The following is a 12,457-nucleotide window of genomic DNA, read 5'->3' as shown; positions in this document are numbered from 1 at the left end:
ATTATTTTATTATATTTTGTAAAAAAGTCATTCTATGAATATCACAAGGTCCATGTTTTTTTATAGCTTCAATATGTTTTTGAGTACCATATCCTACATTTTGTTTAAAATCATAACTAGGATATTTAACACTATATTTCTCCATTAATTCATCTCTATAAACCTTTGCTATTATAGATGCACAAGCTATTGATGCGCTTTTTGTATCCCCTTTAATAACTGATTTATTAAGAAGATTAAAATTTTTTATTAAATATCCATCAGATAAAACTAGATCTGGCTTAACCTTTAATCCATTACATGAATCTAAAAAAACTTTATTATTACAATAAGCTATTCCTTTTTCATCAATTTCATTATTAGAAGCTTCACAAATACAGTAAGAAACTGCTTTTTCTTTAATTATTTTAGATAAAGCTTTTCTTTTCTTCTCACTTAATTTTTTGGAATCATTTATTTCCAAAATTAAATCATTAAGATCATCTAAATCTAAAACAACTGCTGCTGCAACTATAGGACCTGCTAATGGTCCTCTTCCTACTTCATCTACTCCTGCGACATACTTAAAATCCCCATAGGATTTATCAAAAAGATACATATTTTTAACTCTCTCTACTTCTTTTAAATACTTATCTAATCTTTTTAGAATTTTCTCCCTTAGAAGTATAATATTTTTTCTTGTATCCTTTAATAGTTCATTACAAATTTCTCTTATTAGAATTTCATTTTTCTTATTAATTTCTATTGAAGATACTATTTCATTGATTTCTTTGAAATTTAATTTTTCTCTATTATTAATTAAAAAACTTATTTTTTCTTCCAATAATTTCACCTTCTTTTTATGGTGTTTCTAAAGAAATTTTTCCTATTTTTCCGCCTCTAAATTCATCTAATAAAATAGATGAAATTCTATTATAATTAATTACGCCACCAGATAGTATAGCTCCTCTTTTTCTTGCTATATTATCTAGGTTTTCTAAAGGAGACTCTTCTAGTGAATCTAGTTTATATCTAGCTTTTAGTAAGTCTGGATGTATGTTTTGTAATCTTTCAACTAATTTTAAAGCTAATTCTTCTGTATCCATTATTTCATCTTTAATAGCTCCTGTAAAAGCTAAATTTAAGGCCACATTTTCATCTTCAAATTTAGGCCAAAGTATTCCTGGAGTATCCATAAGTTCTATTCCCATTGATGTTTTTATCCATTGCTTACTTCTTGTAACACCTGGTCTATCTCCAGTTTTTGCTATATTATTTTTTGCTAGTTTATTTATAAATGTTGATTTTCCTACATTAGGTATACCTACAACCATAACTCTAGTAGTTATTTTTACTAAACCCTTTTTTCTTAATCTATCATGCTTTTCTTTTAGCATATCAATAAGAATAGGCTTTATATTTTTTAATCCATCACCTTTTAAACTATTTACTTCAATAGCTCTTACTTCTTCTTTAGTTAAAGACTTTATCCATCTCTTAGTTATATTGCTGTCTGTTAAATCACTTTTATTTAAAAGTATTAATCTTGGCTTTCCTTTACAAAGGTCATCTACATCTGGATTAGAACTTGAATAAGGAATTCTTGCATCTCTTATCTCTATTACAGCATCTACTAGCTTTAAGTTTTCTTTAATTTCTCTTTTGGTTTTCACCATATGCCCTGGAAACCAATTTATAGCCATAACCTCAATCCTTTCTTTAATAATATATAAATTTTCACTAAAAATTTTATATAGTATATTTAAAATCTATTTATTTAAAATTAATTTTTCTTTATAATAAAAAACGGGACTATAAAAGCCCCTTAAAAATTGGTTATCTTATTAATTCTTTAACCTTTGCAGCCTTACCTACTCTATCTCTTAAGTAGAATAATTTAGCTCTTCTTACTTTACCTCTTCTTGATACTTCTATCTTATCTATGATAGGTGCATTTAGTGGGAAAGTTCTTTCAACTCCAACACCGTAAGCTAATCTTCTTACTGTGAAAGTTTCTCTTAATCCACCATTTTGTCTTTTAATTACTGTTCCTTCGAACATTTGAACTCTTTCTCTGTTACCTTCTTTAACTTTAACATATACCTTTACGTTGTCTCCAACATTAAATTGAGGTATATCAGTTCTAATTTGTTCGCTTTCAATTTGTTTTATTAATTCGTTCATGTGCATTCCCTCCTTAGTTAAATGTTGACGTTCTTACCAAGACTTTTTGATAGAGGAACGCCCGTACTAGCACAACGCTTATTGTATCACAATATATCTATAATATCAACAAAAAATTACTTTTCATTTAATAGTTTTTTATCTTCTTTTGACAACTCTAAATTTTTAAATAAATCAGGTCTTCTCTCTTTAGTTATAAGAAGAGATTTTTTTCTTCTCCATTTTCTTATATTTTCGTGATGTCCTGATAATAAAATCTCTGGAACCCTTTCTTCCTCAAAAACTTCTGGTCTTGTATACTGAGGATATTCTAATGCTCCATTGTAGAAAGATTCATCTTGAAAACTTTCTTCCTTTCCTAAAACCCCAGGAATAAGTCTACATATACTATCAATTACAGGAATTGAAGCCATTTCTCCTCCAGTAAGAACAAAATCTCCTAAAGATACTTCTAAATCAAAATATTTATAAGCTCTTTCGTCTATTCCTTCATAATGCCCACAAACAAATATTAATTCCTTTTCCTTGGAAAGTTCTAATGCTAAAGCTTGATTAAAAGTTTTACCCCTTGGTCCTAAAAATATTACTTTACCTTTATTATTTTCTTTTATAGCTTTAATGGAATCTACTACTGGTTGAGCTGCCATAACCATCCCAGCTCCTCCTCCATAAGGATAATCATCCACCTTTTTATGCTTATTAAGTGTATAATCTCTTATATTAGTAGTTTCTAATTGAATTAAACCTTTTTCCCTTGCCTTGCCTATTATACTATAATCAAATATTTGAAACATCTCTGGGAATAAAGTTAATATATTAATCTTCATCCATCCATTCTCCTATTGGTTTTATAGTTATAGTCTCTTCATCTATATTGATATCTAAAACTATATCTTTAAGGACTGGAACTAAAACTTCTTTGTTTCCCTTTACCCAATACACATCATTACTTCCTGTCTGTATAACTTCTGTTATGTTACCATATTCAAATCCAGTTGTATCTAAAACCTTACATCCTATTAAATCTGCAATAAAATACGTATCTTCAGGAAGCTCTATAGCCTCTTCTCTTTCTATTAATAAATATTTATTTTTTAACTTCTCTGCTTGTTCTATAGAATCAATACCTTCAAGTTTTAATATAACTCTATCTTTTTGGTATTTAACGCCTTCTATATTTAATTCTTTATCTTCTAAAATTACTTTATCTAAATAATCAAATCTTTTTATATCACTAGTTAAAGGAATTATTTTAACCTCTCCTTTTATTCCGTGAGTATTTACTATTTGACCTACTTTAAATAACTGTTTTTTCACAAAAATTCTCCTTTCTTTATATGTAGAAAAAGAGCTAGGAAACTCCTAACTCTTGCTAAATTATTTCAACTACTACTCTTTTATTTTCCTTTATAGCTGCAGCTTTAACTACAGTTCTGATAGCTTTGGCAATTCTGCCTTGCTTACCAATAACTTTACCCATATCATCAGGAGCTACCTTTAATTCTATGATTAAAGATTGCTCTCCTGAAATCTCATTAACTTGAACAAGATCTGGGTTGTCAACAAGGGATTTAGCAATTATTTCAACTAATTCTCTCATAGCCTATCTGCTTTAGAGTTTTCTAAAGCAGAACTCACCTCCCCCAGCAATTATTTGTTAATTCCTGCCTTGACGAAAAGTTTTTTAACTATATCAGTTGGTTGAGCACCGTTTTGCATCCATTTTGTAGCTTTTTCAGAATCTATTTTAACTTCAGCTTCTGGCTTAGCTACTGGATTGTAATATCCGATTTCTTCGATGAATCTACCATCTCTTGGACATCTTGAATCAGCAACAACAACTCTGTAGAAAGGAGCTTTCTTAGCACCCATTCTTCTTAATCTTATCTTTACTGCCATGTGTTTTCACCTCCTTTAAAGTAAGTCATATATATTAACTCATGAAAGGTAACTTACCAAAAAGTCCTTTTTTAGCATTCTTTTGAAGCGATTTGAACTGTTTCATGTTCTTTTTCATCATTTCATATCCTTTTATGAGCTTATTAACTTCTTGTACTGTAGTACCAGAACCTATTGCCACTCTTCTCTTTCTTGAAGAAGAGCCTGAAATTAACTGAGGGTTTCTTCTCTCTTTTAAAGTCATTGACTGAATAATAGCCTTAACCCTAACTAATTGTTTTTCTCCCTCTTCAAAATCAATTCCTTCTAGTTGTTTTGTATTAACTCCTGGAATCATCTCTAAAAGTTTATTTATAGGTCCTAACTTTTTCATTTGCTCCATAGCTGATAGATAATCCTCAAAGTTAAACTCTTGATTCATAACTCTACTAGTAAGTTCTTTAGCTTGATCTTCATCTATAGCTTGCTGAGCCTTTTCAATAAGAGATAAAACATCTCCCATTCCTAATATTCTTGATGCCATTCTATCTGGATGGAATACTTCTATATCATTCATTTTTTCACCTAAGCCTATAAATTTAATAGGTTTTCCAGTTACTTCACGAATTGATAAAGCAGCTCCACCTCTTGTATCACCATCAAGTTTTGTTAATATAACTCCTGAAACATCTAAATTACTATTAAAAGTTTCTGCTACATTAACAGCATCTTGACCAGTCATTGAATCCACAACTAATAAAATTTCATTTGGATTTACTGCTTCTTTTACATCTTTAAGCTCTTGCATAAGATCTTCATCTATATGAAGTCTACCTGCTGTATCTATTATAACCATGTTATAACCATTTTCTCTAGCATTTGCAATTCCTGCTTTAGCTATATCTACGGCACTTATTTTATCACCCATAGAAAAAACTGGTATATCAATTTGCTTACCTACAACTTGCAACTGCTTAATAGCTGCTGGTCTATATATATCACAGGCTACTAATAATGGTTTCTTATTCTTCTTTCTCATATGAAGAGCTAATTTACCACACATAGTTGTTTTACCAGCACCTTGTAATCCTGCTAGCATAATTACTGTTGGCCCATTATCTGAGTAGCTTATTTTGCTTTCTGTCTCACCCATAAGATTAGTAAGTTCGTCGTTAACTATTTTAATAACCTGTTGTGCTGGCGTTAAGCTTCCTAGAACTTCTTCTCCAACACATTTCTCGCTTACATTAGCTACAAAAGTTTTTACAACTTTATAGTTAACATCTGCTTCTAACAACGCTAGCTTTACTTCTCTCATGGCTTCTTTAATATCTTTTTCATTAAGTTTACCTTTACCTCTTAACTTTTTTAATGTGTCTTGAAGTTTTGAGGCTAAACCTTCAAAAGCCATGTTACCCCTCCTATGCGTTGATTATATCATCAATACTCTTCTCGATATTATCTAATAATTTTGAATCTAAATTAAATCTATTTTCTAAACTATCTAAAAGTTCTTCTTTTCTTTTATTTCTAATATAATTCTTCTGTAGTAACTGTAGTTTTTCTTCATAAACTTTTAGTTGCTTTTCACATCTTTTTATTAAATCATGAATAGCTTGCCTTGTAGTATCAGTTATTTCTGATATTTCTGCTAAAGATAAATCTTCATTAAAATACATATTCATAATTTTAAGTTGTTTATCTGTAAGCAAGCAACTGTAATAATCCATCAATAAAATTGTTTCAAATCTATCTAACATATAACCACCTTACTCACAAAAGATATATTATCAGATAAGAAAAGTACTGTCAAGTATTTTTACTTAACACCTAAAAAATTTTTTAATTGCTTTTAAAATAACGCTTCTACAAATTCCTTAGCATTAAATTCTTGTAAGTCTTCTACAGATTCACCAACACCTATATATTTTACAGGAATATTTAATGCATTTTTTATTGCGATAACAACTCCACCTTTTGCAGTTCCATCTAATTTAGTTAAGATTATCCCATCTATAGGACACGCCTCCATAAATTGTTTAGCTTGAATAACTGCATTTTGGCCAGTAGTAGCATCTAAAACTAACAACGTTTCTTTCTTTGCTTCTTCGTATTCTCTATCTATTATTCTATTTATTTTAGATAATTCATTCATAAGATTTTTCTTATTATGAAGTCTTCCTGCTGTATCACATATTAATAAATCTATATTTCTAGCCTTTGCAGCTTGTATTGCATCAAAAACTACTGCTGCAGGATCTGAACCTTCCTGATGCTTTACAATATCCACACCAGCTCTTTTACTCCAAATATCTAATTGGTCAATAGCTGCTGCCCTAAAAGTATCTGCAGCTGCAAGTAGAACCTTATTTCCCTTTTCCTTTTCCTTTGCTGCTATTTTACCAATAGATGTAGTTTTGCCAACTCCATTAACTCCTATTATTAAGGATACTCTCTTTCCTGCTTCTTCTGAATTATCTTCTCCTTCTTCAAGAATTTCAGATATAACTTTTTTTAAAGTTGGTTTAACTTCCTCTGGATTGTTAATCTTTTCTTCTCTTATTTTTGCTTTTAATCTATCTATAATTTCTATTGTAGTATCCATACCTATATCTGATGTTATAAGTATTTCTTCTAATTCATCATAAAGGTCATCATCTATTGTAACTGCAATATTTAATACCTCATTTATTTTATCCGTTAAATTATCTCTTGTTTTTGTTAAGCCTGATTTTAGTTTTTCAAATAAACCACCAAACATTTTTGTTCCTCCTTTATTTTGCAAAATTTACTGACACTACTTTAGAAACTCCCTTTTCTTCCATAGTTACTCCATACATAACATCACTAGCTTCCATAGTTCCCTTTCTGTGAGTAATAACTATAAATTGAATTCTCTCTGAAAATTTATTTAAGAATCCTGCATATCTATGAACATTAGCATCATCTAAGGCTGCTTCAATTTCATCTAATATGCAAAAAGGAGTTGGTTTCATTTTTAATATAGAAAATAATAAAGCTATTGCAGATAATACCTTTTCTCCTCCAGACATAAGATTTATATTTTGTAACTTTTTACCTGGTGGCTGAACATTTATATCAATGTTTGCAGTAAGCTCATCACCTTCTGCTAATATAAGTTCTGCACTTCCCCCTTTAAATAATTCTTTAAAAGTTTCTCCAAAATAACTATTTAAAATCTTAAAGTTTTCTCTAAATAATTCTCTCATTTTAGATGTCATCTCATCAATAACAGTTAAAAGCTCTTCTTTAGAATTTGTTAAATCATCCCTTTGGGTAGACATAAATTCATATTTTTCTAATGTTTCTTTGTACTCATTAATAGCACTTACATTTACATTTCCAAGCTTTGAAATCTTACCTTTAAAAATAGCTACTTCCTTAGATACCATATCTTCATTCTCTATTTCATAAGCTATATTAGAAGCCTCTGCATAGGTTAAAGAATACTCTTCATTTAACCTTCCTATATAATTTTCTCTTTCACCTTCTTGCTTGATTTTTATAACTTGATTTTTATGAATTTCATCTTCCACTTTTCTGTTTTCTATAAACAGTCCTTCAATTGAACTGTTTAATTTTTTTATATCTTCTTTAATCTTTAACTTTTCAACTTCTGTAACTTTAAACTTTTCTTCAAGAGATATTATCTCCTCTTTGATTTCACTGATTCTTATTTTTTTATTTTCAATTGATTTAGTAAAATTTTTTATACTCTCATCACATTGTTTTTTATTATTTTCTATAAACTTTATTTTTTCTTCTAATTCTTCTATTTCTTTTTCTATTCTTTTAATTTCTGAAATTTTATTAATTACTATTTCATCAACCTGAGCTTTTAAAATTTTCTTTTCTGTAATAAGCTCTTTTTTAGATTTTATCTTATTTTCTTTATTTTCTATTTTTAATTCTAAGATTTTTATAGTTTCATCTCTTTTTATATTTTTATCCTTAATATCTTCTATAGTTTTTTTCTTTTCATCATACTTTAAAGATAATTTTTCTATTTTTTCATCATTAAATTTAATTTCATTTTCTGAGGCTTTAATTAAATTTCTAATTCTTAATATATCTTTTTCTATATTTCTTATTTCGTTTTCTAAAGTTGCAATATTAACATTGATTTTATGAATATTATCATTATAAGTAATTATCTCCTCTTGGTAAGTTCTAAGAATGTTTTTATTTTTTAGGATTTCCTTTTCCTTTACTTCTAATTCTAATTTAGCTTTTTCAATATTGATAGTAATATCTTCAATTTCTCTTTTCCTACTAATTATACTAGTATTTTTTTGATAGATACTGCCTCCTGTTAAAGCTCCACCTGGATTTACTATTTCTCCTGTTATAGTTACAATTTTATAAGAAAAATTAATTATCTTAGCTACCTTTAAAGCCGTATCCATATCCGCACAAACAACAGTTCTTCCAAGAATATTTTCAATTATATTTTTAAATCTTATATCATACTCTATTAAATCTGATGCAAGCCCTATATACCCTGAAGCTTTTTTTAATTTATCCTCTAAAGATAATCTCTTACCTTTTATTATTGTAAGAGGAAGAAAAGTAGCTCTTCCAAGTTTTTTCTCCTTTAAATATGAGATAAGTTTTTTTGCATCTTCTTCATTTTCTGTTATAACATTAGAAATAGCTCCTCCTAAAGCTATTTCAATAGCTGTTTCATAATCCTTAGGAACCTTTATTATATCTCCTAAAACACTACAAGAGGAAACCTTTATAAAACCTTTTTCTAAATGTTCCATTAAATACTTAACTGATTTTGTATATCCTTCATATTGTTTTTCTAATCTAGTTAATATATTCTTATTAGCTTCAAGCTTATTATAATTATTAGATAAAATCTTGTGCTCTTTTTCAAGGAAAGCTATATCTTCATTTGTTTTATATATTTCCTTATTTTTATTTTTTATCTTCTCTTTAAGATCATATATATTTTCTCTATCACTTTCTATCTTTTTAGATACCATATCCTTAGTAGATATATTTATAGTCATAGAATTTTCATGATTTTTATAGTTATCCTTTAGAGAAGATAAATTAATTTCCGCATTTTCTATTTCATTATTAATAATTAATAAATCTTTATTTATTTCTACAAAACTTTTTTCACTTTTAGATTTTTCCTCTATAATAGAAACTAATAATTTTTTCTTTTCTTCTATATAATTGTTTTCATCTCTAATACTTTTTTCATATTGTTCTATTTCTAAATTTAAATCCTTTTGTATTTTACTTCTTTCTAGCAAATCATCTTCTAATTTATCTTTGCTAACCTTTAAGGTGTTAAACTTTTCTTTATATTCTAAAAATAATTTTTCATTATTATTTATTGTTTCTTTTATATTTTTTATTCTTTCTTTAAGAATTTCAATTTCTGATATTAGCTCTCCACTATCTTCTTTATTTTTATAGTAAGTCATCTTTTCTTCATTGAAATTTTTCTCTAAAGATTCTAATCTATTTTCTTTTTCCTCTAATAAACTTTTATTAGAATTTAAATCTTCCTTTAATTTATCATTTTCTTTTTTTATATCATCTATTATTTTTTCTTGAGAATTTATTTTTTCTTCACTTTTTTTAATCTTGTGTACTAAAATAGAAACTTCTCTATCCTTTAATTTATTAGATAATTCTAAAAAAAGTTTTGCCTTTTCATTTTCAATTCTTAAAGGTTCAAGTCTTTCTTCATAAGTAGAAATTATATCATTTATTCTTATAAGATTTTGTTCCGTATTACTTAACTTTTTCTCTGCTTCTTGCTTTCTTGTTTTATATTTTACAATACCTGCGGCTTCCTCTAAAAGCCCTCTTCTCTCCTCTGGTTTTCCACTAAGTATTGCATCTATTTTACCTTGTCCAATTAGAGAATATCCTTCTTTTCCTATACCAGTATCCATAAATAAAGCATTTATATCTTTAAGTCTACACTGAGTATTATTTATTAAATACTCACTTTCTCCTGATCTAAATATTCTTCTAGTTACTGTAACATCAGAATATTCTGTAGATAGTTCTCCATCACCATTATCTAAAGTTAATGATACCTCTGCAAGGCCTAAAGACTTTCTATATTGAGTACCGGAAAATATTACATCTTCCATTTTTCCACCTCTTAAAGTCTTAACACTTTGTTCTCCTAGAACCCATCTTACAGCATCTGCTATATTACTTTTTCCACTACCATTAGGTCCTACTACTGCAGTTACCCCTTTTTTAAAGCCAAGTTCTGTTTTATCAGCAAAAGACTTAAACCCTCTTATTTCAAGAGATTTTAAAAACATACGTCCACTCCTTTTAGACTATCTAAATAGTACTGGTAATAATGTCAATATGAAAGTAATTAAAACAAATCCTATTAATATTTTAGTCATTTTTTCCCTTGTTTTCTTCTTCATATTCTACCACTCCTTATTCTCTATTAGTTTATAGTATATATTTAAAAATTTCAATATTCTTATATAAAAGAAAAACTCCTTTATCACCTATATTTCAAGGTCTAAGGAGTCTTTTTCTTTAGATATTTACTGTGTAATTTTTATCACTATCTATTATAACAATTGTATCTTTTTTTATTTCCTCATCTTGAATAACTCTTAACTTAACTTTTTCATTAATCCTTTTACAAAGATTATTAAAATAAAGTTTTTTATTAGTATATAACTTTGATATAGTTTTAGGATTTACTTTTAAGATTATTTCTCCAGTAGAATTCTTAATATTAGAGTATATTCTTTCATTTAACATACTTCCTTCTACTAATTCTCTATAGGCTGGATGGAATGGGCCTTCTACAATATCTCCACCTTCATTAATTGTATCCGTTGGCTGAAGACCTATTCTAATTACTTTTATATCTTTTTCTAAATACATATCATATATTTTTTTAGTTATTTCTATACTTTCTTCTAAAGTATAAGGTCTGTATTCTCCTCTATTAAACATAGTTTCCATAGGGGTGTCCTTAATAACTAAAGCTGGATATATTCTACATATTTCTGGTTTCATTTCTATAGATTTTTTAACAGTTTCTATATCCTTTTCAAAAGTATCTCCTGGAAGCCCAAGCATAATCTGATGTCCTAAAACAAAACCGTAATCCTTTATAAGTTTAGAAGCCTTTTTTACATCTTCTTTTGAATGACCTCTTCCAGATTTTAAAAGCACATCTTCGTCTAAAGATTGAATTCCAAGTTCTATAATATTTACCCCATAATCCTTTAGATGATTTAATATAAAATCATCTATATAATCTGGTCTTGTTGATAATCTAATATAGTCTATTTTACCCTTATCTTTGTACTCTTTAGCTACTTTTAATAATTCTCTTTGTTTATCTATATTAATGGCAGTAAAAGTTCCTCCAAAAAACGAAACTTCAATTGTAATAGAATCTTCTCTTTCTATTGTTTTTAAATATTCTTCTATAGTATCTTTTACATATTCTCCTGTAACCTTTTGATCTTCCCCGGTGATTTTATCTTGGTTGCAAAAAACACAATTATGAGGACATCCTTCATGAGGAACGAATATAGGAATTATGTAATGTTTTTTACTCATTTATTTCCTCCAATTTTTTTAAAGCTTCTTTTGCAGAGTTCTGTTCTGCTTCTTTTTTACTAAAGCCTTCTCCTTCTCCCATAACCACATCATCAATGATTACCTTAGTGTAAAACTTTCTTCTATGAGGTGGTCCTTCAAATTTTATCAATTCATAGTTTATATCTACTTCTCCATTTTGTTGAAGAATTTCTTGAAGCCTTGTTTTGAAATCTAATATAAGCTTATTAGTTAAGGCTTTATCTATTATATTTTCAAAGTGAACTTTTATAAATTCTTTAGCATTTTCAAATCCACTGTCTAAATATATAGCAGCTATTATAGCTTCTACGCAGTCTGCTTGTATAGACATTCTTTCTCTACCGCCAGTTAATTCTTCACCTTTACTCATTCTTATCATAGCACCAAGTTTTAGTTCCTTTGCCACTTCAAAAAGAGAATTTTCACATACTATAAGAGCCCTCATTTTAGTAAGTTCCCCTTCTGGCTTATCTTTGCAATTTTCAAAAAGATATTCTGAAATTACAAGTTGAAGTACTGCATCCCCTAAAAATTCTAATCTCTCATTGTATTCAATATTTTTAATTGCTGCAGAAGAAGATTTTGTAACTGCTAATTCTTGAATTTGTTTATCCTTAAATTGATTAGCATAAGAACTATGTGTTAACGCTGTTTCTAATAAAAACTTATTTTTAAAATTTAGCCCCAATTTTTTTTCAAATTCTTTAACGTTAAAGTTGTGCATTATTGTATTTTCATCTCCTTAAGATTTATTCTTCAGTTTGCTTTAAAACAAATTCAAGAATAAATTTAA

General features: G+C 27.9%; 14 protein-coding genes. All 14 read right to left on the bottom strand.

Annotated elements, in window-relative coordinates; translation table 11 throughout:
• Position 1 precedes the first annotated feature (1 nt).
• A complete protein-coding gene (locus BUA70_RS04615; RefSeq protein WP_242977323.1) occupies positions 2–823 on the bottom strand; it encodes a ribonuclease HII in 822 nt (273 codons plus the stop codon).
• Positions 824–839: 16 nt separating this feature from the next.
• The gene (gene ylqF, locus BUA70_RS04610; RefSeq protein WP_072893916.1) at positions 840–1,682 is read right to left on the bottom strand and encodes a ribosome biogenesis GTPase YlqF; all 843 of its coding nucleotides are present in this window, start codon (positions 1,680–1,682) and stop codon (positions 840–842) included.
• 133 nt (positions 1,683–1,815) lie between these two features.
• The gene (rplS, locus tag BUA70_RS04605; RefSeq protein ID WP_072893913.1) at positions 1,816–2,163 is read right to left on the bottom strand and encodes a 50S ribosomal protein L19; all 348 of its coding nucleotides are present in this window, start codon (positions 2,161–2,163) and stop codon (positions 1,816–1,818) included.
• 116 nt (positions 2,164–2,279) lie between these two features.
• Positions 2,280–2,990 (bottom strand): tRNA (guanosine(37)-N1)-methyltransferase TrmD, encoded by a 711-nt coding sequence (gene trmD, locus BUA70_RS04600; RefSeq protein ID WP_072893909.1) that lies wholly within the window; start codon positions 2,988–2,990, stop codon positions 2,280–2,282.
• Positions 2,980–3,480, bottom strand: coding sequence for a ribosome maturation factor RimM (gene rimM, locus BUA70_RS04595; protein WP_072893906.1), 501 nt, complete (start codon positions 3,478–3,480; stop codon positions 2,980–2,982). The genes trmD and rimM overlap by 11 nt, the downstream gene beginning before the upstream one ends.
• 55 nt (positions 3,481–3,535) lie before the next feature.
• The gene (locus BUA70_RS04590; protein ID WP_072893902.1) at positions 3,536–3,763 is read right to left on the bottom strand and encodes a KH domain-containing protein; all 228 of its coding nucleotides are present in this window, start codon (positions 3,761–3,763) and stop codon (positions 3,536–3,538) included.
• Positions 3,764–3,813: 50 nt separating this feature from the next.
• A complete protein-coding gene (gene rpsP, locus BUA70_RS04585; protein WP_072893899.1) occupies positions 3,814–4,062 on the bottom strand; it encodes a 30S ribosomal protein S16 in 249 nt (82 codons plus the stop codon).
• Between the two features lie 34 nt (positions 4,063–4,096).
• Positions 4,097–5,452 (bottom strand): signal recognition particle protein, encoded by a 1,356-nt coding sequence (ffh, locus tag BUA70_RS04580; protein ID WP_072893896.1) that lies wholly within the window; start codon positions 5,450–5,452, stop codon positions 4,097–4,099.
• A 10-nt stretch (positions 5,453–5,462) separates the two neighbouring features.
• Positions 5,463–5,801, bottom strand: coding sequence for a putative DNA-binding protein (locus BUA70_RS04575; protein ID WP_072893893.1), 339 nt, complete (start codon positions 5,799–5,801; stop codon positions 5,463–5,465).
• A gap of 92 nt (positions 5,802–5,893) precedes the next feature.
• Positions 5,894–6,802, bottom strand: coding sequence for a signal recognition particle-docking protein FtsY (ftsY, locus tag BUA70_RS04570; RefSeq protein WP_072893890.1), 909 nt, complete (start codon positions 6,800–6,802; stop codon positions 5,894–5,896).
• 13 nt (positions 6,803–6,815) lie between these two features.
• Positions 6,816–10,367 (bottom strand): chromosome segregation protein SMC, encoded by a 3,552-nt coding sequence (gene smc, locus BUA70_RS04565; RefSeq protein WP_072893886.1) that lies wholly within the window; start codon positions 10,365–10,367, stop codon positions 6,816–6,818.
• An 18-nt stretch (positions 10,368–10,385) separates the two neighbouring features.
• Positions 10,386–10,481, bottom strand: coding sequence for a DUF4044 domain-containing protein (locus BUA70_RS13130; RefSeq protein ID WP_200789764.1), 96 nt, complete (start codon positions 10,479–10,481; stop codon positions 10,386–10,388).
• A 118-nt stretch (positions 10,482–10,599) separates the two neighbouring features.
• A complete protein-coding gene (locus tag BUA70_RS04560) occupies positions 10,600–11,643 on the bottom strand; it encodes an elongator complex protein 3 (RefSeq protein WP_072893883.1) in 1,044 nt (347 codons plus the stop codon).
• Positions 11,636–12,388 (bottom strand): ribonuclease III, encoded by a 753-nt coding sequence (gene rnc, locus BUA70_RS04555; RefSeq protein WP_072893879.1) that lies wholly within the window; start codon positions 12,386–12,388, stop codon positions 11,636–11,638. The genes BUA70_RS04560 and rnc overlap by 8 nt, the downstream gene beginning before the upstream one ends.
• Positions 12,389–12,457: the final 69 nt, after the last annotated feature.

The sequence above is a fragment of the Clostridium fallax genome (assembly GCF_900129365.1).
Lineage (GTDB): Bacteria > Bacillota > Clostridia > Clostridiales > Clostridiaceae > Clostridium_AH > Clostridium_AH fallax.
This window is presented reverse-complemented; position numbering and strand designations above follow the sequence as displayed.

Bases quoted from the DNA above. Each gene is read 5' to 3' on its own strand.
- trmD (WP_072893909.1), bottom strand. From the start codon at position 2,990: ATGAAGATTAATATATTAACTTTATTCCCAGAGATGTTTCAAATATTT.
- BUA70_RS13130 (WP_200789764.1), bottom strand. From the start codon at position 10,481: ATGAAGAAGAAAACAAGGGAAAAAATGACTAAAATATTAATAGGATTT.
- BUA70_RS04590 (WP_072893902.1), bottom strand. From the start codon at position 3,763: ATGAGAGAATTAGTTGAAATAATTGCTAAATCCCTTGTTGACAACCCA.
- BUA70_RS04575 (WP_072893893.1), bottom strand. From the start codon at position 5,801: ATGTTAGATAGATTTGAAACAATTTTATTGATGGATTATTACAGTTGC.
- ftsY (WP_072893890.1), bottom strand. From the start codon at position 6,802: ATGTTTGGTGGTTTATTTGAAAAACTAAAATCAGGCTTAACAAAAACA.
- BUA70_RS04560 (WP_072893883.1), bottom strand. From the start codon at position 11,643: ATGAGTAAAAAACATTACATAATTCCTATATTCGTTCCTCATGAAGGA.
- ylqF (WP_072893916.1), bottom strand. From the start codon at position 1,682: ATGGCTATAAATTGGTTTCCAGGGCATATGGTGAAAACCAAAAGAGAA.
- smc (WP_072893886.1), bottom strand. From the start codon at position 10,367: ATGTTTTTAAAATCTCTTGAAATAAGAGGGTTTAAGTCTTTTGCTGAT.
- rpsP (WP_072893899.1), bottom strand. From the start codon at position 4,062: ATGGCAGTAAAGATAAGATTAAGAAGAATGGGTGCTAAGAAAGCTCCT.
- rnc (WP_072893879.1), bottom strand. From the start codon at position 12,388: ATGCACAACTTTAACGTTAAAGAATTTGAAAAAAAATTGGGGCTAAAT.
- rplS (WP_072893913.1), bottom strand. From the start codon at position 2,163: ATGAACGAATTAATAAAACAAATTGAAAGCGAACAAATTAGAACTGAT.
- ffh (WP_072893896.1), bottom strand. From the start codon at position 5,452: ATGGCTTTTGAAGGTTTAGCCTCAAAACTTCAAGACACATTAAAAAAG.